This window comes from Salimicrobium album, assembly GCF_900107115.1.
GTDB classification, from domain to species: domain Bacteria; phylum Bacillota; class Bacilli; order Bacillales; family Halobacillaceae; genus Salimicrobium; species Salimicrobium album.
This window is the reverse complement of sequence record NZ_FNOS01000001.1, coordinates 345,094-368,184: the sequence shown is the minus strand read 5'-3', so window position 1 is coordinate 368,184 and position 23,091 is coordinate 345,094. Positions and strand designations below refer to the sequence as shown.

Here is a 23,091-nt window from a genome sequence, read left to right as displayed (position 1 = left end):
AGAGGCATCAGGTCAGCTATATTTTTTATGGAGTTTTTTAAGGAGGAAGCTGTTTTGATCATAGCGATAATCGTACTGATTTTTGTTTCCCTGTTCTTCTCGGGCAGTGAAACAGCACTGACTGCGACAAACAAAATGCGCCTGCAGTCTCAAGTCGATAAAGGGAACAAAAAGGCTGATAAACTACTTCGTCTCGTTTCCAGACCGGGCGAATTTATTACGACGATACTGATAGGTAACAATATAGCAAATATCCTGCTGCCGACCCTGGTCACCACTCTGGCTATTAAATACGGGTTCAGTGTAGGAATGGCCTCTGCGATTCTGACAGTCGTCATCATCCTTTTTGCAGAAGTCATACCGAAATCAGTGGCCGCCACGTTTCCAGACCGTATCGCGATGATTGTATACCCGGTGATCTGGTTTTTCGTCATTTTGTTCAAACCGCTGACCACTGTGCTGAACTGGTTCACGGACAATCTGAACAAACTCCTCTCCAAAGGACAGCCGAAGGACGTACAGGTATCCAAGGAGGAACTTCGTACGATGGTCGACGTAGCGGACTCCGAGGGACAGTTTAACGAAGAGGAATCATACCGGATCAAAGGCGTGCTTGATTTTTACAATTTGAACGTAAAAGATGTCATGAAGACGCCACGTGTGGATCTGGTGGCTCTGGATAAAGACGCGACTTTCGAAGAAGTGCGGGATGTAGTCGTCAACAATTCCTATACACGCTACCCGGTGTACGACGAAGAAATAGACAACATCGTAGCTGTGTTCCACTCCAAGTTCTTATTCGCATGGTACGAGCATCCGGAGGATCACTTCTCTTCCTATTATGATGCAGAACCCCTCCTCGTATATGAATTCCAGTCGATGGAGTCGGCTTTCAAGAAGATGATGATCAACAAAAAACACCTGGCTGTCGTTCTTGATGAGTACGGTGGTACAGAAGGTATTCTGACACATGAAGATGCGATAGAAGCGATGATCGGCATGGAAATTGAAGATGAATGGGACGACGACAGCGACCCGCTCATTGAACACCTCGGCGAAGACGAAATCATCTGTGACGGGAAAATAACGCTCAGCCGTCTGAACAGTATTTTCGATACGGATATACCTGAAGAAGAGGACGTCCTGGCCGGGTATATTCTACGGGAATGCAACGATTTCCCTGAACTGGGAGAAGTGATTGAACGCGAGCGTCTCCAATTTCAGGTGCTGGAAATCGAAGGCCGTATGATACGCCGGGTTCATATTAAAAAATTGCCTGAGGAGGAAGAATAAATGACGGCGGTTATAGGTGTCGTGCTGGTCGTTATTTTTCACATTACGGTCAGCGAAGTTGTACTGAAAAGGAAATGGGGAATTGAACCGGACAGAACAGGGATGACCTGGGCCGGACGGGACAAACGTTTCGTTGTTCTTGAAGTATTTCTTCTTATTGCGGCTTTTACCTTCCTGTTCCTGACGGGCGGAGCGGATGGTATGTTTTTCGTCGTCCCTCTGCTGCTGGCGGCTTATTTTCTTTCCCAGGTGATAGAAGCCAGGAGAGGGGACGATGGGGACCGCAGCTACTATTATGACGGTCTGGCTGTCCTGTCCCTGTTACTGATGACCCTGTTTTCATTCCTGGGCACCGTCTAAGGAGGTCGCGGTGTGAATAAAGAGGAAGAAATTCTTGAGGAACTTAAGAAAACGAACCATCTGCTGGAAGCGCAGAAGGATGAAGTCACGCCTTTTCAGGCGGTAATGGATATGGTGAGATCGTTACTGATCGGAATTTTTATAGTAGGGCCGGTTCTGGCACTTATCCTTGCGTTCGTCAACATCATCGGAGATTAATAACGGCAGATTTGTGGAGACAGAGGATTTTTCCTTTGTCTTTTTTATTTGGACAAAATAAGCACGTTTCCTATCGAACCGTTACATTCACAGCACTATTTTATACACAGGAGAAGAAAAGATTTTTTAAAAAGAAATAAGAAATCTGAAAAATTAAAAAATATATTGAAGTTAACGTTAACGTCAATGATAAAATGAAACTACAAAGGAGGGGAGCTGTGGTGAAATCGATTCGGGAAACGGCTGTATCTTTCGGAGTAACTCCACGGACGCTGCGCTACTATGAAGAAATCGGGTTGCTTACACCCGGGCGCTCCTCCGGTAATCAGCGTGTATATGCCAGTCAGGATGCGGCCCGGTTGAAACTGATTCTGCGGGGGAAAAAATACGGATTCTCGCTGGAAGAGATCAGGGAGATGATCCTTCTTTTTGATGAAGACCGGTCAGGACGAAAACAATTGGAGCGTTCGATCGAATACGGGGAAAAACGAATTCGGGAAATAGAAACTGTTATTTCGGAATTCCAACTGTTAAAAGAAGAAATGGAAGGATGGCTTATGCACTTCGAACAAAAATTGAAGGAGGAAGAGTCATGAATACATCTGAACTGCTTGCCCGCAATGCCCGTAAATATCCCGCTCAGGATGCAATAGTCTTCCAGGGTAACCGGCTCACCTATGCCGAGCTCGATACTCTCGTTAATAAGTTCGGCAGTGCTTTAAGAAAAAAAGAAATACACACAGAGGATAAAGTCGCCCTGTTTCTGCCGAATACCCCCGAGTTTGCCATAGCCTATCTGGCTGTCCAGCGTATTGGAGCTATTGTTGTGCCGGTGAATGTAAAGCTTACAGAGGAAGAGGTGCTTTATATCCTTCAGGACAGCGGAGCGAAAATGCTGATTGCCCACGAAATGGTCGTCGCTCCAGTCAAGAATATTTCTGCCCCGGTGCTGAAAGTGAAGACCGGAGAAAGGACAGAGGAATGGGACTCATTTTGGGCACTGCTTGAGGAGCAGGAAGATACTCCGATTGAATGTTACTTGAGGGAAGATGATTTATCGACTGTTTTATACACTTCCGGTACAACCGGTAAACCGAAAGGTGTACTGTTTCCGTATCGCAGTATTTTAAATGTGGCTACGATGATCAATATCGAAATGGAAGTGAAACCGGAAAGCCGTATTTTACTCAGTATGCCTCTCAGTCACTCGGCTCCTCTGCACTTGTTTTTCATGGCGGGCCTGATGACGGGTTCCACCCTGGTGTTGACTCCTACATTCACCCCTGAGCTATTTCTGGATACGATAGAAAGGGAAAAGACCACCCATTTCTTCGGTGCCCCTGTCGCTTATCTTACGACGATGCAGATGGCAGATCCCCGGGAACGGGACCTTTCTTCGATGAAATGGTGGGTCTATGGCGGAGCTCCTTTATCATCGAAAGAAGTGCACGCCATAAAGCAGGCTTTCCCTTCCGGCAGCCTTACTTGTGTTTACGGTCTTACGGAAGCGGGGCCGAGTGGCACACTGCTTTTCGATGAGGAACATGAAAAGAAAGCCGGGAGTATCGGCAAACGGGCTCCCTGGGGCACGGAAATATGTCTGATCGATGAAGCTGGAGAAAACGTCCCTAAGGGCGAAGTAGGGGAAATTGCTCTTCGCGGGGAAGGAAACATGCGTGAATACTTCCGTAAAACTCACGAGACGGAAGCGGTATTTGCAGGTGAATGGCTTCGGACCGGAGACCTCGCGATGCAGGATGAGGACGGGTATTACTGGGTAATTGATCGTAAAAAAGACATGATCATCTCCGGGGGAGTGAATATTTATCCGAAAGAGATAGAAAATGTAATGCTTGAAATCGAAGGCGTAAATGAAGCAGCCGTTATCGGTATCCCACATCCGGAGTGGGGAGAGACGGTGAAAGCCGTTTATGCAGGTACTGCGGAGGAAGAGAAAGTGAGAAACGTCCTTGAGAAACGGATAGCTTCTTACAAAGTACCAAGAATATATGAACAAGTGGCAGAACTGCCAAGAAACGCTTCGGGTAAAATCTTGAAACAGGCCCTCAAAGGAGGGGAATTATGAAAGTACTGACAGAAGAATACGAACAGCATAACTTTTATGAAGAAGATAAGTTTTTGCAGAAGATATTAAAAAAGTATATGACATCCGATATGTTCAGCTATGCAGATAAGAATCTGAGAGAATTCGGACAACGTGCGGCAGGACCTATAGATGAACGTGCCGTCCACACGGACAGAGAAGGCCAGCCGAGACTCGAACGGTACGACAAGTATGGAGAAGAGGTTTCCCGGGTATGGGTGAACGAAGGGTATAAACAGACGGTAAAAGAAACGTATGAAACGGGAATCGTCGGTTACGTACACAAGAACATCCCTGAGCTGGGTGAAAAAGGAACCTACACGTACAGTTTTGCTCAAGGATACCTTCTCTCCCAGGCTGAACCAGGCTTCTATTGCCCTGTCACTCTGACGATGGCGACGGCATATCTGCTCGACCATTATGGTGGTGAGGAACTGAAAGAAACGTATCTTCCTCACGTCCTTGCTACCGGAGACATGGAGCTGTATGAAGGAGCCACTTTTCTGACCGAGAGGCAGGGAGGCTCGGATGTGGGGGCGAACGTGGTCGAAGCCGTGTCTGTCGGGAAAGACTACTACTTGTACGGGGAAAAGTATTTCGCCTCGAATGCAGGTATGTGCGGGGTGGCAATGGTTCTGGCCCGTATGGAAGACGCAAAGGAAGGCTCGCGGGGGCTCTCCCTGTTCCTCGTCCCCTGGGAAGGAGACAACATAAGGATCCGCCGGCTGAAAGATAAACTCGGAGTTCGCGCGGTACCTTCTGCCGAGGTGGAATTCACCGGAGCGAAAGCTTATCTCGTCGGGGAAGCGGACCGCGGTTTCTACTATATGATGGAGGCTCTCAATCTATCACGGATCTGTAACGCAATCGCTTCACTCGGAATCATGAGACGAAGTTATACGGAAGCCCTTCTCTATGCCGACGGGAGAAATGCTTTCGGACGCCGACTGGCCGGTTTTCCGATGATTCAGCAGACTCTCCAGGAGCTTCGGATGAAACTCGAAAAAGAAACGGCAGCAGTTTTTGAAATGGTACAGCTCTATGAAAAAGTGACGAACGGAACTGCTTCTTTTGAAGAGGAAGCTCTGAATCGTCTTTTGATTGCTATCATGAAAAAAGAAACGGCAGAGAAATCGATTGAGTTTGCTCATGAAGCGATAGAAATGCATGGGGGGGAATGGATACATCGAAGATTTTGTTACACCACGGCTCCTGCGCGATGCCCAGGTGCTGACTGTGTGGGAAGGAACGGCGAACATACTGGCGCTCGAACTTCTTCGACTTATAAATAAATATGAAGCCCACACATTATTTATCAAAATGCTGAGGGAGAAATCCACTGATGGAATGGAGAAAAGAATTGATGGAATGGAGGACCGACTGCTGCGATTTGCAGGTTTAGAAGAGACGGAAAAGGAGCTGGAGGCGAAGTCGCTGATGAAAGACATGGCTATTCTATTTGAAGACGTCATCTATGAGCAGTTATAAGTAACAGGAAAAAAGACAGGGGCTCCTGTCTTTTTTTCTGCGGTAACATGTCAGACAGATCATTCTTCAATTATGGTTCTGAAATTCCATAAAAAATTTAATTATTTAAAAAACTATCATTATAACCGTTCTCAAACGAAAGAAATGAGTTATAATGGATAAATCAAACCTTTAATACACAACAGGAATCTTGAAAAGCAGGTGAGAGTATGCAGGAACAGGAAATAGAACTGTTACAATTGATTGAAAAAAATGCCAATCTGGAACCCTCCAAAATTGCGAAGCTGATGGCTGTATCGGAAGAAGAAGTGCGCGAACTTCTCCGTAGTCTCGAGGAGAAAAAAGCGATTCTCGGTTATTCGACTCTGATTGACTGGGCAAAGGTGGTCCAGAAAGAAGAAGTGACCGCAATGGTGGATGTGAAAGTGCAGCCGGCGAGAGGCAGCGGTTTCGATAAAGTCGCAGAACGGATTTACCGTTTTCCGGAAGTGAAAGCCGTATATTTGATGTCCGGAGCTTACGATCTTTCTGTTTCCGTCGAAGGAAAAACAATGATGGAAATAGGACGGTTTATCTCCGAGAAACTTTCGGCTCTTGATTCTGTTCTTTCGACGACGACACATTTCGTACTGAAACGTTATAAGCATGACGGAATTATTCTGGATGACGAGGATGATAACGATAAAAGAATGGTGGTGACACCATGAAAAAAACGTCTTTTTTGTCGAAGCAGGCCGACAGTCTGCAACCTTCCGGCATCCGCCGTTTCTTCGACCTGGCAGCACAGATGGAGGACGTCATTTCTCTCGGCGTAGGGGAACCGGATTTCGTCACTCCGTGGAGCTTCATCGAGCACAGCTTCCATGCTCTTGAACAGGGGTACACTTCCTACACGGAAAATGCGGGGATGCTCGATCTGCGCGAAGAAATCAGTAACTATCTGCTCGGAAGTTTCGGGGTGAATTACGATGCCGAAAAAGAAATCATCGTTACGGTCGGAGCCAGTCAGGCTATTGATCTGGCATTGAGAGCTACAGTGAACCCGGGGGAGGAAGTGCTCGTCGTAGAACCGGGATTTGTTGCCTACGTGCCGACAGTGAGTCTTGCCGGAGGTACGCCCGTTACGATTCAGACAAGACCGGAGGATGATTTCAAACTTACGCCGGAACTTCTGGAAGCTGCAATCACCCCGAGAACGAAAGCGATTATACTCTGCAACCCGAATAATCCGACAGGTGCTGCGTTAACGAGGAATGAACTGGAGAAGGTGGCGGGAGTCGTCGAAAAGCACGACCTGCTCGTACTTTCAGATGAAATTTATGCAGAGCTTACGTATGAAGACGTACATACGAGTTTTCCTGCCATTGAAAACATGAAGGAAAGGACTGTTCTGATCAGCGGTTTCTCGAAAGCGTTCGCTATGACCGGCTGGCGGCTCGGTTATGCAACAGGACCGGAGGAAATTATCCAGACTATGGTGAAAATCCATCAGTTTACAATGATGTGTGCACCGACCATCGCCCAGCATGCAGCGCTTGAAGCTATGAAGAACGGGAAATCGAGCGTCGATTACATGATCAAAAGCTACAAACAGAGACGTAACTTCATCGTGAGCAGTCTGAACGAAATGGGCCTTTCCTGTCCGAATCCGGGCGGTGCCTTCTATGCGTTTCCCTCTATAAGGGAGACGGGATTAAGTTCGGCTGACTTTGCGGAAGAATTACTTCAGGAAGAACAGGTAGCCGTAGTACCCGGAAACGTATTCGGAGAGAGCGGGGAGGGATTTGTACGCTGTTCCTACGCCACTTCTCTCAAACAGCTCGACGAAGCGATGAGACGGATCAAGCGTTTCGTAGACCGGAGAATTTAAAAATATACGGACAGCTCAAAAAAGGGGGGGCGGCCCCTCGGTTGAGCTGTTTTTTTATGGAGTGCAGTGAAAGTCGTCCAGAAAGGAGAAACTCAATGGATAATGAAAAGAAACTGATGAGCCTGATCAATTCCGTGAACGTATTAAATTCTACACGGGACTTGCCGGAAGTGCTGGAGCAATTGATTCAGGAAGTATTGAATGTTGTTGGAGGAGCGAACAAGAGCGTACTGTTTCTGTATGATGATAGGGCAGACATACTGTACGCGAAAACAGCGGTTGGATTTGATATGACGTACATGAAAGAGATCCGCCTAAAGCCCGGGGAAGGGATGAGTGGAAAAACATTTCTCGATGAAAAAGGTCGCATATTTTCTTCTTTAGAAGACACGGTGGAGGGCATGGCCGACATTTCGGAGAATATCAGAAATATTTACTCTCATTCGCTCGGACGGATGGAGTATCCGGTAAGTGCTATTTGTGTACCTCTCATTTCTGACGGAAAGTGTATCGGTGTTCTGACCGTCGATGTGTATGAAGATGATGTGCAATTCGAGCAGGAAGATCTTCGACTGCTGGAAACATTTGCGAATCAGGCGTCTATTGCGATTGAGAATGCAACATTATTTTCACAGAACGAAAGGAACAAAAGAATTCATGAGGAACTTTCTAAAGTTTCACTGGCGAAAGGAGGACTGGCAGATATCACCTCCACCCTGTCGAAACTTATTGATGAACCGGTGATTGTTTATAATGAAATGATGGATATAATAGCAACGTCCGAGAAAGAATTGTATTCAATATCCCTCGAGCTGAAGGAGGAGACCATACAGGGGGCGGAGCGTCCTGTTTTTGAAACGGAAACGCTCTCTGAACAGGTCTCACTCGCCGGGGAGGAACGACTCGTCTATTTTTTCCCAATAGCTGCTGACACACGTTTTTTCGGATTGCTCGCTGTCCCCATAATGAATGGTACGGATGTGGATCCACTGGATCAATTTGCCGTAGAACAGGCGGTGACTGTATTTGCCATGGAAATCGATCGCCAGGAAAGACTCGTGGAGGAGCACTTTAATTATTCCGGGTCTATTCTCGAGAGGATCATCCATCACCCTTACGAAGATCTATCCTCGCTGAATTTAACAGAGATGAATTTCCCGGAGCATGATTACCACAATTATTGTATAGCTCAGTTGTACTTTAGGGACCCATTGCTGTCTTTTGAAAAAATGACTGAAAAGAAGCAGAAAATAATGAGGATGTTTTACCGTGAATTTTCAAGACTACCATACAGGACTCTCGTTTACGACCGGAATCTGGAAGTCAACGTCATGTTTACAGTTCCGGGGTATCTCTCGGAGACGGCTGTATACGAAAAACTCGGCCGTATTTTCAATAAAATAATGAGTTATTCTTCTTCATACGCCGGGATATCCGGGAGTATAGGGCTCGGAAGAACAGTCACAAAACTGAACGAAGTACACTATTCCTACTACGACGCTAAGAGATGTGTGGAATTTCTGCAATCCACTTATCAGGAAAGGTATATAATGAATTACCGGCAACTGGGACCGTATCGGCTTTTTTTGAAAATGGAACGGGACGAGTTGCGTAACTACAGAAGCGAAATTCTTCTTCCGGTAATCGAACATGACGAAAAATACGGGTCGGAGCTTTTGAATACGCTGAAGATGTATCTGGATACTAATCAGAATATGGCGGAGAGTGGACGACGATTGTTTCTTCACGTGAATACTATTAAATATCGCCTGGCAACGGTTTATAAAATTCTCGATATCAAAAGTCTTTCAGGGAAAAAAACCTTTGAATTGCAGCTGGCTTTTCGAATAAATGACTATTTGAACGAATGAAGTTATAGGTAACCGACAAAAATTTCGTTTTGTTTTTGTCGGTTACCTATATTTTTTATTATTTGAAATTATCTTATAATTTTGACAATAACTAAAAAGAGGTGAATATATGGAAGCTATCTATATTATGGGGATACTGACGGCCATCATTGCCCTCGGTGAAATTTTGTCCATTACTTCAAAAGCGAAAATACCTACTTTGCTCGTAGTTATAGGTACAGTATTCATACTTCTTCAGACAGGAGTATTACCGGAGTCATATATTGAGGCGTCCACCTTTGTAGCTGCCGGAAGTGTACTCGTACCGGTGCTGATTGTGCATTTAGGGACACTTATTCCCCTTTCTGTGCTGAAAAAACAGTACAAAGCCGTACTTATTACACTTATTGGTCTTGTTATTTCGGTAGTTACCATGCTAACGCTTATTACGTTGATCTTCGATTACAATACAGCGGTAGCGGGAGCGGGCCCGCTCACAGGTGGAATCATAGCATACATTGTTACCGCTGAAGGACTGACGGAGGCCGGATTCACTACACTGGCGGCTATTCCTGTAGTGGTTTTCGCTCTTCAGAACCTTATCGGCATGCCTCTGACTTCAATTCTGCTGAGTAAATACGCTGTAACTATTCGCGATGATCCGTCTCAAAATGGTGCGGAAGAAAGTGGAGAGTCTTCCGATCCGATGGTTAGTACTAAAACGAAAAAACTGATTTTTCCTGACCGGATCATGCAAAGTGACTTTTTTATTCTATTTTTGCTGTTTATCGGAGGAGCGGCTGCAACGTGGCTCGGAGATGCAACCGGGATCAATTACAGTTTATGGTCTCTTGCAATCGGGGTTACCGGTTCAGCACTGCGATTCTATCCGGACCGGGCTTTAGATAAAGCCAACAGTACCGGTCTTGCGATGGTAGCTTTAATTGTCGTCGTCATCAGTTCGCTCGTGGGAATTACGTGGGACCAGGTAGTCTCTTCCTTACTGGCCGTAATCGTAACTATAATTATCGGAACGGCGGGGTTGATGCTCGGCGGACTTATTGGAGGAAAAATATTCAACTGGAAACCGACCAAGTCCATTCCGGTAGTATTGACAGCACTTTATGGGTTTCCGGGAGATTATCTTATCGTCGAAGAGGTAAGCAGAAGTGTCGGAAGAAACGAAGAAGAACGGAAGCGGATCATGGATGAACTGGTGGCGCCCATGCTGATTGGGGGATTCACTTCCGTTACGGTAGGTTCGATAGTCGTTGCCAGTATTTTAGTAGGAACTTTATAACTTTTTTAAATAAAAGAAGGAGGAGAGGAATATGAGTATTACGGTGATAAAAAACGGTGTGTTAATCGACGGAAAGGGTAAAGGACCGCAAAAAGGAATGTCGGTAGTTATAGAAGGCAATAAAATTAAACAGGTGACCGCTTTAAATGATCTGGTAATACCGGAGGATGCTGATATTATTGATGCAGAAGGGAAGTACATTCTTCCCGGTTTTATAGATACTCACGTTCATATGGCTATGGAAATGGGCGGCCTGGAAGAAACCATTTTAACTCCATTCTCCTATCGTTTCTACAAAAGTATCCATTACATGAGAAGAACACTGAACGCTGGTATCACTTCAGTGAGAGATGCCGGTTTTTCCGATCTGGGAATGAAGAAAGCGGTGGAAGACGGTCTTGCAGCCGGCCCCCGTATGCAGCTGAGTATTAATCCTCTTACCATTACCGGGGGCCATGGGGATAATTGGAATCGTTCAGGGGTTGATACTACTCTGCAGACATACACCGGCATGCCGGATGCCATATGCGATGGAGTGGAAGAAGTAAGAAAGACTGTCAGGAAAATGCTGAGGGCCGGGGCTGAAGTGATAAAAGTACATGCCACCGGCGGGGTATCAAGCCCGACGGATCATCCTGAATACACTCAGTTTTCTCAGGAAGAGCTGGAAGTGATGGTGGAGGAAGCGGCTTATCGCAAAGGCATCAGAGTAATGGCCCACGCCCAGGGGGCCGAAGGAATCAAAAACGCTGTTCGTGCAGGAATACATTCGATTGAACACGGTATTTATATCGATGATGAAGCGATTGAACTGATGCGTGAAAACGATACATTTCTTGTGCCGACACTTCTTGCCCCGGTATCTGTGCTTGAATCGGCAGAAGGTGAAAATTCCATGGCTTCCTATGCTATCGAGAAATCGAAAGAAGTGATTGAAGTTCATAAAGAAAGCATCGCAAAAGCCCACCGGGCGGGAGTGAAAATTGCGATGGGGACAGATGCAGGAGTTTTCGCGCATGGCACTAACCTGAGGGAACTCGGCTTGTTGTGCGATGCGGGTATGACACCTATGGAAGTGCTGACAGCCACAACGAAGACTGCCGCCGAATGCCTCGGGTGGGAAAAGGAAGTAGGTACGATTGAAGAAGGTAAACTGGCGGACGTTATTATGACGGATGTTGATCCTCTGGCTGAAATCCGTGAACTGGAAGAAAGTGAGAGAATCGTAATGGTCATGAAAGACGGAAAGATTCAAAAGAACCTGATCCGGTAGAAAGGAAGTGGACATATGCAAGAGAACGAATTATATTCGAATCTGATGAATGATTATAATTCCGAATTTGATCGAAATGGAGTGAGCGGTCAAAGGGTAGCTACCCGTCTTCATAAACTTTCTGAAATAGGAAGAACCGGGGACGGAGGAAGTTTCCGTCTCGGTTTTTCGGGAGAAGAGCAGGAAGCAAAAAAACTTTTGAAAAGCTGGATGAGGGAAGCGGGGCTCACGGTGTCCGAAGATGAAGCGGGGAATGTGTTCGGCAGAATGAGAGGCAGAAGTGAGCCATCTTCCGTTTTGATGAGCGGGTCTCATCTCGACAGTGTGCCGAATGGAGGGCATTTCGACGGACCTGTCGGAGTAATCTCTTCACTTGAGATAGTCGAAGCATGGAACGCGAGCGGTTTTCTCCCTGATTTCGATTATGAAGTGGTCGTTTTTTCCGATGAAGAAGGCTCCCGATTTCAAAGCGGTTTAACAGGAAGCAGAGCGATGACGGGGAAAGTCGATATGGACATCCAAAAAGGTTTGAAAGACAGTGAGGGTGCTGCTTTTTCGGAAGTTATCCATGAGGTCGGTTTATCTGCTTCGACGTTTGCCGAAGCTGCAAACCATAACAAAAATATAAAAGAATATGTGGAAATACATATTGAACAGGGAAAGGTACTCGAAAAAGAAAACCTTCCCGTAGGAATCGTTTCTGGGATTGCAGGACCGTGCTGGCTCAGCGTTACATTTACCGGACACGCCGGACACGCCGGTAATACCCCTATGACGGATAGAAGAGATCCCCTCGTAGCTGCAGGGGCTTTTGTAAGCTCCATCCCGGATATGCCGGGGGAGGTCAGTGAATCCGCTGTAGCCACAGTAGGGAAACTGGAGGTCCGTCCGAATGGAGCGAACGTTATCCCCGGGACAGTGGAACTGATTGTGGATATACGTGATATTCGTAAAGAAGACAGAGATGTGCTCACGGATCGTATAATAGAAGAAGCTGAAACGCTGGCCGAAAAACATGATGTGGACGTGGAGTATCAACAGAATTTCGAAGTATCTCCCGTCCCCGTCCCTGCAGAAACGAAGGAATTTTTACGTAGCGCTGTGAATGATGAAGGTATAAGAGCGGTGGAAATACCGAGCGGTGCCGGGCACGATGCACTGGTGATCGGTCACCGGTACCCGGTAGCTATGCTCTTCATAAGAAACAAAGACGGTATCAGCCATACTCCGGAAGAATGGGCAGGGCTGAATGACATCGTCCAGGGAATTCACGTGTTGAAGACGTACCTCGAAAAAAAATGAACAGAATATATACACAGCCTGGAGAGATTGGGAACATACCTCTTCAGGCTGTGATTTTTTATGAAGGTTGTGCTTCAATTGGAAGAAAGCTGTTAAAATGTATTACACTACGTATAAAGCTACCAGGAAGAAACATGAAGGAAATCATTTAGGAGGTGCCGGATGAAAACAATCCGATGGGGAATCATAGGCTGTGGAACAGTGACGGAGCATAAAAGCGGTCCTGCCTTTCAACAGGTGAATCAAAGTTCACTTACGGCTGTAATGAGAAGGGACGGGGAGAAAGCGAAAGATTACGCTGAACGCCACGGGGTGCCCAGGTGGTATGATCGTGCCGAGGATCTTATTCTGGATGAGGAAGTCGATGCTGTCTATATTGCTACACCTCCCTCATCACATATGAAATATACGAAGATGGCAGCCGAAGCCGGAAAGCCGGTATATGTAGAGAAACCGATGGCAAGAAATGCAGAAGAGTGCAGAACGATGATAGAAGCTTGCGAAAAAAATGACGTGCCGCTGTTCGTCGCTTATTACAGAAGGTCTCTGCCACGATTTCTGAAAGTGAAAGAGCTGATTGAAAAGGGGAGAATCGGGGACATACGTTTCTTAACGATCCAGCACACGAAGAAACCTGTACAGAAACAGGAAGACGGCACATGGCCATGGAGGGTCCTTCCGGAGGAGAGCGGGGGAGGTCTGTTGTACGATGTAGGATCCCATACCCTTGATTTGTTCGACTTTTTGTTAGGGCCCCTGATTGAAATAAAGGGAGCTGCCGATAATCTTGCCGGCACCCATCCGGCGGAAGATACTGTGAGCGCAAGCTGGAAATTCGAAAACGGGGCAGTCGGCAATGGAGTATGGAATTTCTCTTCCTACAGAAACGGGGATACCAACCGTATCGTAGGCTCGAGAGGAGAGATAACATTTTCGACTTTCGGCGATGAGTCTGTGAAGCTCATGACCGAACCCGGGGAAGAGTCTTTTTATATTGAGCACCCGACCCACATCCAGTATTATCATATCCAGTCCATCGTTAATGAACTGCTTGGTAAAGGAAGCTGCCCGAGCACGGGAAAGAGCGCAATCCGCACAAACGAGCTGATGGGGAAAATGGTAAAGAATTATTACTTTTCCTGAAAGCCTTCTAACTGCCCGATTGTTTTACACTGAGGATGGTGATAGTGAACAGAATGACGGCCATGCCGGCAAGCTGAATAATGGTGAGGGTGTCTCCCAGTAACAGAACTCCAAACAGGGAAGCTGTTACGGGTTCTGCCATGGCTACCATGGAAGCGGTGGAGGGGGCAGTCCAACGCATCCCGATAACGTAAATGATGAAAGATATACCCGCACCGACAAGACCGAGCAGAATAAACCATCCGGCATCTCCCGAAGTTACAGCATACGTTACTTCGGTCATGTCATTAAAAGGAAGAAGGATTAAACAGAAGGTGAGAAAAGCGACACTCAGAATCGTTTTCGGATCGCCGATTGCTGTCGCTTTTTTAAAACCGAAAATAAACAGTGCGTAAGATACACCTGCCGCCAGTCCGGCTGTAATACCGAAGACACCACCCGAAAGGTTGTCGGTGTTATAGGCACCCGTAAGCAGAACGATACCGAGAAGGACGCCGATAATACATCCCCATTTGAACCAGGTCGAGTCCTCTATTCTCAGTAAGAAGGAAGCGAGCAGAACAAATACCGGAGCCGTATACATAAGCGTTGCTGCGACAGCGATACTGGAAGCTTCAATAGCGAAAAAGTAAAAGGTGAAGTTCCCTGCTACTCCTGCTCCTGCAAGTACAGAAAATAATATAATAGGGGGAGTGAATACCGGCTTCTCTTTTTTGCCGGCCAGCCACCACCCCGCGAATAATATCAATCCTACTCCTCCGCGATAAAAGGAAATGACGAGAGGGCTCCAGCCTTTACCCATAAGTATATCCCCTATTCCACCAGAAATCCCCCAGAATACAGCTGCAAGCACTACCAGAACTATTCCTCTCATCTTCATTACGTCCCTCCTGATCGTTACCCTTTTTTTCCAAAAATATATCTGTAACCATTTCCTTCATGAGACATAACGTAAACCTATAATTCATAAATCGTTCGTAAAAGGGGAGGGCGTCCACTGGTGTGGACCACCAATGGGGATTGGCTTTCACTATCGGCAGTATAGACGAAACTTTTAAAATTCAAAGATCCAAAGCGGATTTTCATACGTATACTTAGTGAGAAACATTGTAATCCAGTATTCTATTTTCTATAATAGGTTTACTACAATTAAAGGAGAATCAGATGAGTAAACCGGATGAAGAACTCTACCGGCGTCTGCTGCATAAAGATAAAGATGCCCTCGAGCAGTTATATGATAAATATGAGAAACTAGTCTTTTCTTTTAGTTACAAGATGACGAACAATCACGGATTGTCGGAAGAAGTCGTCCAGGATGTATTCATGAAATTATGGACTCAAAAAGGTACGTATGATGAATCGAAGGGAAAATTTTCGAGCTGGCTGCTCACGATTGTGAGGAATGCAGCGATTGATCTGATGAGGAAGAAGAAGGACACCCCTTATGAACTCGATGAAAGAGATGCGCTTCAGACTAATGAACCTTCGATCGAGGAGATGTATGAGTCGAAAGAAGAAGCGACGGCCGTGCGCCAGTCGATGAAAGTATTGAAAGAAGACCAACAGAAGGTAATCCGGCTGTTTTATTTTGATGCAAAATCCCACAGAGAGATAGCAGAACAGCTGGACGTGCCCCTGGGAACAGTAAAGGGACGAATACGAATGGCGTTGAAACATTTACAGACTGAAATGACGGAAAGAGGAAGGGGGGGAGATACGACATGAGTGATAAACAATGTGATAATCTGATAGATTATTTTAACGGACAGTTGTCCGAGCAAGAAGAAGCTCAATTTGAAAATCACTTGGCAAGCTGTGAGTCGTGCCGGGAGGAACTGGCTGAATTGCGTGAGCTGACCGAGTCTCTCCCTTATCTTTCCGAACCGGTTGAACCGGATAGCGGTATGAAAAACCGCGTACTCTCTTCCGTTTTTGAAGAAGAGGAAAAAGAAGAGGGTTATGACAATGTAATTCCTATTGAAGAGAAGAAGGAAAAGGAAAAACCCGCGCTCTCCCGAACAAGGAAAAGAAACTGGGCGGTCTGGGGGCTTGCGGCCGCACTAGCTGCATCACTTGTCGGAAATGCGGCATTCCTGAATCAGTGGCCCGGCACTTCCACCACTCAACCGGAGGAGGAAGTTGTGATCGATAACCTTAGGCAGGACCTTACTCTTCAGAACCCTGAAGGAGGAGAAGCCAAAGGTCAGGCTTCCATGGTCGCAAATGACGGAGAGTCGCAGCTCGTGGTCCAGGCAGAACAGCTCGCTCCTCTCTCGGGTAACGAGGCTTACCAGGTCTGGCTTCTTGAGGAAGGGGATCCGGTAAGGGCCGGAACATTTGTAACGAACGAACAAGGTTCCGGAGCAGTGACCTATCCTATGGATGAGCTTAAAGACGGTAACTGGGATACCCTTGCTATCACTAAAGAACCGGGGCCTGACAGTGAAACACCTCAGGGGGAAATTGTACTGGCCGCAGAGATATAAAAATTACGAAAGTCGTCCTCTTTACAGGGGGCGGCTTTTTACAAATAAAAGGAGAGTTTTAGAATGATCATCGACATGCAGGACATCTCTTTAAAGAGAGAGGGTCGCTTTATATTAAATAACATCACCTGGCAAGTAGAGAACGGAGAGCACTGGGCAATCCTTGGACTGAACGGTTCAGGAAAGACTTTTCTTTTGAATCTGATCAATGCCTACACGTTTCCTTCCTCCGGTACGATGAATGTTCTCGGTCTCGAATTCGGAAAGACGTATCTGGCAGAAAAGCTGCGAAAACAGATAGGTTTTGTCTCCGCTTCGGTACAGAACCGTCTGCATAAAGGGGACAATGCTTTTGAGGTCGTATTGAGTGGAGCTTTTGCTTCCATAGGGCTGTATGATACGCCTACGGATGAAATAAGAGAAAGAGCGATCGGTCTACTGAGGGAACTTGACTGCTACGATTATGCGAACCGTTTGTACGACACTCTTTCTTCCGGAGAAAAACAGCGGGTGCTTATTGCGAGAGCCCTGATGGCAGAGCCGGAGCTCCTTATTCTGGATGAACCGACGAACGGGCTTGATTTTCTTGCAAAGGAACAGCTGCTGGAGTCGGTGGAACGAATAGCCGGGGGTACAGACGGGCCGACCATTCTTTATGTCACTCATCATGTAGATGAAATACTTCCCGTTTTTGAGCATACTCTTCTTTTAAAAGACGGCGGGATATATGATGCCGGGAATACAAAAAGGCTTCTCGAATCAGATGTAATGTCTTCCTTTTTCGGGGTATCTGTAGAGATTTCCTGGAAGGGTCAGAGACCTGAACTTAGCAAGCGTTCACATCTTTCATAAAAGCTTTTCACAAAAAAATTCAAAAAAAGTTCACTTTTTTTAGAAAATAATGATCCACTTCTATATCCGCTCCGTATGCTTGGTGTAATTAATTAAAAAAGGAGAGGATTATTAATGAACTGGAAAAAAGGACTTGTAACAATTCCACTTGCTGCCACCATCGCTATACCGAGTTTAGGATTGAACGTTTATGCGGAGGATCATATGCCGACCCCTTCCGTGGATACAGAAGCTGTAGAATTGCGTTCGTCTCTTGACCACCTGTTAAGTGAACACGTATACCTCGCAGTAGAAACGATGAGAAAAGGAGCGGAAGGAGCTTCCGATTTTGATCAGGCTGCAGGAGCTTTGAGCCAGAACACAGATGATTTGTCGAAAGCCATCGGTTCTGTATACGGGGAAGAAGCCGGCAAACAGTTTAACGACATGTGGTCCGAGCACATCGGCTATTTTGTGGATTACGTGAAGGCTACTGATGCAGGGGACGAAGAGGCTAAACAGGAAGCGCTCGATAACCTCGGGGAATACAAGGAAGAATTCTCCCAGTTCCTTGAAGATGCTACTGGTGAGCGACTGGAAGCAGGAGCTCTCGCGGAAGGACTTCAAATGCACGTGAACCAGCTGATCGGAGCTTTTGATGCTTTCGTCGCAGGTGACTATGAAGCTGCTTACGAATATGAACGGGAAGCTATGAGTCACATGTATATGGTAAGTAAAGGCCTGTCTGACGCTATGTCCAACCAATTCCCTGAGAAATTCAATGATACATCCGCAGTTACACCTGCAGCAGATCTTCGTTCTGATTTGAGCTACCTGTTAAGTGAGCACGCTGGACTTGCAGTGACAGCTATGCAGAATGGCATCGACGGAAGTGAAGACTTCGAAGCCTCTGCAGAAGCATTGAGCAATAACACAGAAGAACTTTCTGATACTATCGGATCTGTATACGGAGAAGAAGCAGGAGAACAGTTCCAGCAAATGTGGTCCGATCACATCGGTAACTTCGTCTCTTATGTAGAAGCGACAGGTGCAGAAGATGAAGCAGCAAAAGAGAAAGCACTATCCGCTCTTGAAGATTATCGTGCTGACTTCTCTTCCTTTATTGAAACCGCTACGGAAGGAAAAGTAAGTGCAGACGTTATGTCAGAAGGACTTCAAACACACGTGAATCAATTGATTGGAGCTTTTGACAGCTATACGATGGAAGACTATGATAAAGCTTACTCGGATATCCGTGACGCTTACGCTCATATGTTCAACCCTGGTAAAGCACTGTCCGGAGCTATTTCTGCACAATTCCCTGAGAAATTCAGCCAGGAAATGCCTTCTGAAATGCCTGAAACCGGACTGTCTCCACAGGACACCGGCATGAACAGTACAATGTGGCTTGCCGTTGCCGGAATGTTTGCGCTGATTACAGCACTTACATTGCACTTCAGAAAACAGAACCAGCAGTAAAATGAAAACAATCCGCTATTAACTAAAACCCCGGGTGAAGGAAGCTTTGAACTAAAGCTTTCTTCCCCGGGGTTTTATAGTCCTTACATATGATTTCAGGATTTCACCAATTTTTTCATCGTACCATTTGTTTCGAACTCTCTGTGCCAGGCGAGTGCTTCTTCCAGCATGTGAGGAGTCTGGCCGCCCCGCTCCAGGGCCGCTTCAAAGTAATCGTGAAGTTGTTCCCTGTAACTCGGATGTGCACAGCGCTCAATGATCAGCTTGGCACGTTCCCGGGGTGCGAGACCGCGTAAATCTGCATATCCCTGATCCGTCACGATAACATCTACATCGTGTTCGGTATGATCGACGTGTGGAACGAATGGAACGATACTTGAGATGTCTCCGTCCTTGGCTATTGATTTAGTAACGAACATACCCAGTCTCGAATTTCGGGCAAAGTCGCCCGATCCTCCTATTCCGTTCATCATTTTAGTACCGCCTACGTGAGTAGAGTTCACGTTTCCGTATATGTCCATTTCCACGGCCGTATTGATAGAAATAAGACCAAGCCGGCGGATGATTTCCGGATGGTTCGAGATTTCCTGTGGTCTCAGTACCACACGGTCACGATAGTCTTCAAAGTTTGAGAATACTTGTTTCATTTTATCTTCGGACAACGTAAATGAGCATCCTGATGCAAAGTCCACTTTTCCGGCATCAAGAAGGTCTATCACTGAATCCTGAAGCACTTCCGAATAGACTTGCAAATGTTCGAAATCGGAATCCAGCAGGCCGCGGAATACAGCGTTTGCTACTGAACCGATACCCGATTGCAAAGGTACAAGATTTTCGGGCAGTCTTCCTAACCTGACTTCCTCTTTGAGAAAATCGATCAGGTGACCGGCTATGTCACGCGTTTCCGCATCCGGCGGTGTGACTGTAGAAGGGGAATCCAGCTGGTTCGTAAAGATGATCCCCTTGATTTTTGCAGGATCCACCTGGATACCTTCAGCTCCTATCCTTTCTTCCGGGCTGACGAGAGGAATAGGTTCACGCTGTCCCTGGGGAGCAGGAGCATAGAGATCGTGGACACCTTCGAGGGCCTCGGGCTGAGCTTCGTTGATTTCCACAATAATGTGTTCTGCATGCATGGCGAAGGCCAGGGAATTCCCCACGGAAGTTGTCGGAATAATAGTTCCATCTTCTTTGATAGAAACCGCTTCCAAAATAGCGTAATCCACTTCAGGTAAAACCCCTTGACGCAACATTTCCGAAGTATGGGAAAGATGCTGGTCCACGAAGTGAAACGACCCGTCATTTATCCCCTGACGCATTCTGGGATCGGCCTGGAAGGGAAGGCGCTTATTGATAATATCAGCTTCCGCGAACATTCTGTCTATGTCCGACCCGAGTGACGCTCCTGTAAATACATTTACTTTGAATGGATCTGTCTCTGCTCTCTTAACCAGTGCTTCTGGTATCGCTTTCAAATCTCCGGCTCTTGTAAATCCGCTTAATCCAAGCGTCATACCGTCCCTGATCCAGGAAGCTGCAGTTTCGGCTGTAACAATGCGTTCTATCAGGTCTTCATTTAAAATTCGGCTATTTTCTATACCCATATAGTTCCACCTCTTTTTATAAGACTGTTGTGAATATTTTATCTTATAAAAAGGGAAGAATTGGAGATTTCCGACGGAATGGTCATTTTTCTTTACGAATAAGAATATCAGATGATGAGAAAGAGTAAATCAGAACCCGAGGAGCTTCCTCAAATAACCGGAATGGGTCTGACTTACCGGGATCATGGAATCATCACTCATTTTAAGCAGGAACGTGGAATGAGTGTCCGGATAGATTTCCTGAATATGATTGACGTTTACAATGAAGGAGCGATGACAGCGGATAAAGGAACTTCCCGGCAGAAAGAAGTCGAATTCATTCAAAGAGTATTTATGTACTCCCGTGTGCCCTTCTCCTACGACGAACGTCTTTTTCGCTTTCGCTTCTATGTAAAGCACCTGTTCGAACTTCAACGGAATCCACCTGTCATTCTCTTTGACGGTGACCACGGACAGGGCACTGGTCAGCGTAGGGAAAATGGCAGTTACGCACCCGGCCAGTTCTCCTTCTATTTCATAGGGAACTGCCATGCCGTAATAAGGCACACCGAAAACGTCCCGGTCTATATATTCCGAGACTTTCTGCTTCGTGCTCAGGGCTTTGTAGGTAATCGTCCCTCTGGTGACCGGATCTCCGGCGCTGATTTTTAAATCAATCCGTTTACTGGGACGATAATAAACGTAATTCTCCGTATCCGATAAAGCGAGAGAAGTCTCTCCAGAGAACAGGTCTCCGATGACATCTACTAAAGTATGGGCGTTGACATTGATTTCAGATCATCCTTTTCCTAATACTTTTCTTTTATTGTAACATTGAAGAATATAAAAATCCCCGGGGGCAGGCCGGCATTTCCATGTTAAAAGAGCAAGGAAGAGGGAACAGGTTTATAAATAGTGAACGAGTCAGTCACAGACAGGAGGAGTACGATGAAAATTCTGATTACAGGAGCTACGGACGGAATCGGATTAGCAACGGCACGCATGCTGGCAGAAGAAGGCCACACTCTTCTGCTGCACGGGCGTAATGAAGAAAAGCTGAAAATGGTGGAAGAGGAACTGGGAAAAGAGAACGCTGAAACTTACGTAGCCGACCTTTCTGTACTTAAAGAGGTGAAAGCATTTGCCGACAGGGTTACGGATCATCACGATCGTCTCGATGTTCTCATTAATAATGCCGGAATATACAAAACGCCTGCGAAAACTACCGGGGACGGCCTGGATATCCGCTTTGCGGTCAACACGGTCGCTCCTTATTTACTCACAAGGCGTCTTCTTCCTCTCATGGACAGGGCAGGTCGTATCATCAACCTGTCCTCCGCAGCACAGCAGCCTGTCGACCTCGACAAGATGATGAAGCAAAAAGAAATCGGGGACGACGCAGCCTATGGTCAAAGTAAGCTGGCACTAACGATGTGGACATTCGGTATGGCAAAAAAGAGTGAACCGGTGATAGTGGCTGTTAATCCGATGTCTTTACTTGGGAGCAAAATGGTGAAAGAGGCGTTCGGAACAGATGGGCACGATATCAGTATCGGAGCCCGGGTTTTATATCAGGCTGCTTTATCCGATTCGTTTCGGGAAGCTTCCGGGAAGTATTACGATAACGATAAGGGTAATTTCGGAAATCCTCATCCGGATGCGGAGAACGATGAAAAAGTGCAGTCCCTGCTCCATACGCTGGATAGCATAACTGCACAAGTATAAATCTTGAAAGGCAGATAACGCTTTTTCTTCCTGTATCGTTCTATGAATAAAAGACACAACTACACCACCATCTGTCGTACGGTGCAGTTGTGTCTTCTATTTTGTCGCATCGCTATTTCCCGGTAAAGAAGAAGTCAAAAGGTTAATCAGAGCTTTCACTTTTCAATTGTGTATATACTACTAGTCTGTCTTCTCTTCGGGTAGTATCTCCGACATAATCTCCGTAGCAGGTAACCAGGTTAAGAGCACTCCGGTGGGTATAACCGAATATTTCTTCCATTGGAGCATCCTTGAACCCGTACACTTCTTTACCTGTCACTTCGAAAGTAAGTGTTTTCCCATCTTTGTTCTGAACGGAAACCTCATCGCCTTCTTTAAGTTCGTGCAGGTTATAAAACACTGCCGGATTTACGGTATCGTCAACGTGTCCTGCCATGACGGAGTTACCGGCAGCACCGGGCTTCGTTCCCGGTTCGAACCAGGCGACATTCTCAGACCCGTCCGGTACGCCCATACGCCCTTTCTCGTCGACTCCTGCTTGTTCGACTTCCGCTTCGACATCAATAGCCGGTATGGATAGTTTGGCTGGGGTCACGGCTTCTCTTTCATCTTTAATAATCGGTTCGTCATAGTTACCGGTACTTTCCGCTTGTGCTTTCACTTCCGTTTTGTTTGTTTCCTGACTTTCTTCCCTTTCCTTTACTTCGTCATTTGTATTCATACAGCCGCTCAATAATATAAGAATTGAAATGAGAAAATATTTAGGCATGAGTTTGCCTCCTTTACATAGCTTACGGAATAAGTTA

21 protein-coding genes and 1 pseudogene are annotated in these 23,091 nt (G+C 46.3%); 18 read left to right on the top strand and 4 right to left on the bottom strand.

Features of this window, described 5'->3' with window-relative positions; all coding sequences use genetic code 11:
• The first annotated feature begins 54 nt into the window (after positions 1 to 54).
• The 13 genes and pseudogenes from BLU03_RS01850 to BLU03_RS01790 all read left to right on the top strand — a co-directional run bounded on the left by BLU03_RS01850 (position 55) and on the right by BLU03_RS01790 (position 14,181).
• Complete coding sequence (locus BLU03_RS01850; protein ID WP_076569425.1) at positions 55 to 1,293, top strand: hemolysin family protein; 1,239 nt, start codon at positions 55 to 57, stop codon at positions 1,291 to 1,293.
• On the top strand, positions 1,294 to 1,653 hold the full coding sequence (locus tag BLU03_RS01845) for a hypothetical protein (protein WP_076569427.1): 360 nt from the start codon (positions 1,294 to 1,296) through the stop codon (positions 1,651 to 1,653).
• 12 nt (positions 1,654 to 1,665) lie between these two features.
• Positions 1,666 to 1,851, top strand: a complete 186-nt coding sequence (locus tag BLU03_RS01840) for a hypothetical protein (RefSeq protein WP_076569430.1) — start codon at positions 1,666 to 1,668, stop codon at positions 1,849 to 1,851.
• 221 nt (positions 1,852 to 2,072) lie between these two features.
• On the top strand, positions 2,073 to 2,447 hold the full coding sequence (locus BLU03_RS01835; RefSeq protein WP_176765389.1) for a MerR family transcriptional regulator: 375 nt from the start codon (positions 2,073 to 2,075) through the stop codon (positions 2,445 to 2,447).
• Positions 2,444 to 3,937 (top strand): class I adenylate-forming enzyme family protein, encoded by a 1,494-nt coding sequence (locus BLU03_RS01830; RefSeq protein ID WP_093105145.1) that lies wholly within the window; start codon positions 2,444 to 2,446, stop codon positions 3,935 to 3,937. The genes BLU03_RS01835 and BLU03_RS01830 overlap by 4 nt, the downstream gene beginning before the upstream one ends.
• A pseudogene (locus tag BLU03_RS01825) lies at positions 3,934 to 5,443 on the top strand (acyl-CoA dehydrogenase family protein). Before BLU03_RS01830 ends, BLU03_RS01825 begins: the two are co-directional and overlap by 4 nt.
• A gap of 209 nt (positions 5,444 to 5,652) precedes the next feature.
• A complete protein-coding gene (locus BLU03_RS01820) occupies positions 5,653 to 6,150 on the top strand; it encodes an Lrp/AsnC family transcriptional regulator (protein ID WP_008589444.1) in 498 nt (165 codons plus the stop codon).
• On the top strand, positions 6,147 to 7,313 hold the full coding sequence (locus tag BLU03_RS01815) for an aminotransferase (protein ID WP_093105143.1): 1,167 nt from the start codon (positions 6,147 to 6,149) through the stop codon (positions 7,311 to 7,313). Before BLU03_RS01820 ends, BLU03_RS01815 begins: the two co-directional genes overlap by 4 nt.
• Before the next feature lie 95 nt (positions 7,314 to 7,408).
• Positions 7,409 to 9,184 carry a helix-turn-helix domain-containing protein gene (locus BLU03_RS01810; protein WP_176765378.1) on the top strand — a complete coding sequence of 592 codons (1,776 nt, stop codon included), beginning with the start codon at positions 7,409 to 7,411 and terminating at the stop codon, positions 9,182 to 9,184.
• Between the two features lie 109 nt (positions 9,185 to 9,293).
• Positions 9,294 to 10,463, top strand: coding sequence for a hypothetical protein (locus BLU03_RS01805; protein ID WP_093105138.1), 1,170 nt, complete (start codon positions 9,294 to 9,296; stop codon positions 10,461 to 10,463).
• Between the two features lie 31 nt (positions 10,464 to 10,494).
• Complete coding sequence (locus BLU03_RS01800) at positions 10,495 to 11,736, top strand: metal-dependent hydrolase family protein (RefSeq protein ID WP_093105135.1); 1,242 nt, start codon at positions 10,495 to 10,497, stop codon at positions 11,734 to 11,736.
• A gap of 15 nt (positions 11,737 to 11,751) precedes the next feature.
• Entirely contained in the window at positions 11,752 to 13,038 is a 1,287-nt protein-coding gene (locus BLU03_RS01795; RefSeq protein WP_093105133.1) for a M20 family metallo-hydrolase, read from the top strand.
• Between the two features lie 162 nt (positions 13,039 to 13,200).
• Positions 13,201 to 14,181 (top strand): Gfo/Idh/MocA family protein, encoded by a 981-nt coding sequence (locus tag BLU03_RS01790; protein ID WP_093105130.1) that lies wholly within the window; start codon positions 13,201 to 13,203, stop codon positions 14,179 to 14,181.
• A 7-nt stretch (positions 14,182 to 14,188) separates the two neighbouring features.
• Here BLU03_RS01790 and BLU03_RS01785 read toward each other — a convergent pair whose 3' ends face one another.
• On the bottom strand, positions 14,189 to 15,061 hold the full coding sequence (locus BLU03_RS01785) for a DMT family transporter (RefSeq protein ID WP_093105127.1): 873 nt from the start codon (positions 15,059 to 15,061) through the stop codon (positions 14,189 to 14,191).
• A 284-nt stretch (positions 15,062 to 15,345) separates the two neighbouring features.
• On the opposite strand from BLU03_RS01785, the gene BLU03_RS01780 reads away from it, so the two are divergent.
• The 4 genes from BLU03_RS01780 to BLU03_RS01765 all read left to right on the top strand — a co-directional run bounded on the left by BLU03_RS01780 (position 15,346) and on the right by BLU03_RS01765 (position 18,977).
• Complete coding sequence (locus BLU03_RS01780; RefSeq protein ID WP_008589461.1) at positions 15,346 to 15,906, top strand: RNA polymerase sigma factor; 561 nt, start codon at positions 15,346 to 15,348, stop codon at positions 15,904 to 15,906.
• On the top strand, positions 15,903 to 16,667 hold the full coding sequence (locus tag BLU03_RS01775; RefSeq protein ID WP_076569454.1) for an anti-sigma factor: 765 nt from the start codon (positions 15,903 to 15,905) through the stop codon (positions 16,665 to 16,667). Before BLU03_RS01780 ends, BLU03_RS01775 begins: the two co-directional genes overlap by 4 nt.
• 63 nt (positions 16,668 to 16,730) lie before the next feature.
• On the top strand, positions 16,731 to 17,519 hold the full coding sequence (locus BLU03_RS01770; RefSeq protein ID WP_093105124.1) for an ABC transporter ATP-binding protein: 789 nt from the start codon (positions 16,731 to 16,733) through the stop codon (positions 17,517 to 17,519).
• Positions 17,520 to 17,633: 114 nt separating this feature from the next.
• On the top strand, positions 17,634 to 18,977 hold the full coding sequence (locus tag BLU03_RS01765; protein WP_093105121.1) for an LPXTG cell wall anchor domain-containing protein: 1,344 nt from the start codon (positions 17,634 to 17,636) through the stop codon (positions 18,975 to 18,977).
• 95 nt (positions 18,978 to 19,072) lie between these two features.
• On the opposite strand, the gene BLU03_RS01760 is transcribed toward BLU03_RS01765, so the two are convergent.
• A complete protein-coding gene (locus BLU03_RS01760) occupies positions 19,073 to 20,581 on the bottom strand; it encodes an acetyl-CoA hydrolase/transferase family protein (RefSeq protein WP_176765377.1) in 1,509 nt (502 codons plus the stop codon).
• 129 nt (positions 20,582 to 20,710) lie between these two features.
• Positions 20,711 to 21,352: a LytTR family DNA-binding domain-containing protein gene (locus tag BLU03_RS01755; protein WP_076569460.1), complete on the bottom strand. Its 642-nt coding sequence runs from the start codon at positions 21,350 to 21,352 to the stop codon at positions 20,711 to 20,713.
• 156 nt (positions 21,353 to 21,508) lie between these two features.
• On the opposite strand from BLU03_RS01755, the gene BLU03_RS01750 reads away from it, so the two are divergent.
• The gene (locus BLU03_RS01750; RefSeq protein ID WP_093105115.1) at positions 21,509 to 22,285 is read left to right on the top strand and encodes an SDR family NAD(P)-dependent oxidoreductase; all 777 of its coding nucleotides are present in this window, start codon (positions 21,509 to 21,511) and stop codon (positions 22,283 to 22,285) included.
• A 142-nt stretch (positions 22,286 to 22,427) separates the two neighbouring features.
• Here BLU03_RS01750 and BLU03_RS01745 read toward each other — a convergent pair whose 3' ends face one another.
• Positions 22,428 to 23,054 carry a class F sortase gene (locus BLU03_RS01745; protein WP_093105112.1) on the bottom strand — a complete coding sequence of 209 codons (627 nt, stop codon included), beginning with the start codon at positions 23,052 to 23,054 and terminating at the stop codon, positions 22,428 to 22,430.
• Positions 23,055 to 23,091: the final 37 nt, after the last annotated feature.

Bases quoted from the DNA above. Each gene is read 5' to 3' on its own strand.
- BLU03_RS01745 (WP_093105112.1), bottom strand. From the start codon at position 23,054: ATGCCTAAATATTTTCTCATTTCAATTCTTATATTATTGAGCGGCTGT.
- BLU03_RS01750 (WP_093105115.1), top strand. From the start codon at position 21,509: ATGAAAATTCTGATTACAGGAGCTACGGACGGAATCGGATTAGCAACG.
- BLU03_RS01845 (WP_076569427.1), top strand. From the start codon at position 1,294: ATGACGGCGGTTATAGGTGTCGTGCTGGTCGTTATTTTTCACATTACG.
- BLU03_RS01775 (WP_076569454.1), top strand. From the start codon at position 15,903: ATGAGTGATAAACAATGTGATAATCTGATAGATTATTTTAACGGACAG.
- BLU03_RS01820 (WP_008589444.1), top strand. From the start codon at position 5,653: ATGCAGGAACAGGAAATAGAACTGTTACAATTGATTGAAAAAAATGCC.
- BLU03_RS01800 (WP_093105135.1), top strand. From the start codon at position 10,495: ATGAGTATTACGGTGATAAAAAACGGTGTGTTAATCGACGGAAAGGGT.
- BLU03_RS01770 (WP_093105124.1), top strand. From the start codon at position 16,731: ATGATCATCGACATGCAGGACATCTCTTTAAAGAGAGAGGGTCGCTTT.
- BLU03_RS01830 (WP_093105145.1), top strand. From the start codon at position 2,444: ATGAATACATCTGAACTGCTTGCCCGCAATGCCCGTAAATATCCCGCT.
- BLU03_RS01785 (WP_093105127.1), bottom strand. From the start codon at position 15,061: ATGAAGATGAGAGGAATAGTTCTGGTAGTGCTTGCAGCTGTATTCTGG.
- BLU03_RS01805 (WP_093105138.1), top strand. From the start codon at position 9,294: ATGGAAGCTATCTATATTATGGGGATACTGACGGCCATCATTGCCCTC.
- BLU03_RS01790 (WP_093105130.1), top strand. From the start codon at position 13,201: ATGAAAACAATCCGATGGGGAATCATAGGCTGTGGAACAGTGACGGAG.
- BLU03_RS01760 (WP_176765377.1), bottom strand. From the start codon at position 20,581: ATGGGTATAGAAAATAGCCGAATTTTAAATGAAGACCTGATAGAACGC.
- BLU03_RS01765 (WP_093105121.1), top strand. From the start codon at position 17,634: ATGAACTGGAAAAAAGGACTTGTAACAATTCCACTTGCTGCCACCATC.
- BLU03_RS01815 (WP_093105143.1), top strand. From the start codon at position 6,147: ATGAAAAAAACGTCTTTTTTGTCGAAGCAGGCCGACAGTCTGCAACCT.
- BLU03_RS01795 (WP_093105133.1), top strand. From the start codon at position 11,752: ATGCAAGAGAACGAATTATATTCGAATCTGATGAATGATTATAATTCC.
- BLU03_RS01810 (WP_176765378.1), top strand. From the start codon at position 7,409: ATGGATAATGAAAAGAAACTGATGAGCCTGATCAATTCCGTGAACGTA.
- BLU03_RS01780 (WP_008589461.1), top strand. From the start codon at position 15,346: ATGAGTAAACCGGATGAAGAACTCTACCGGCGTCTGCTGCATAAAGAT.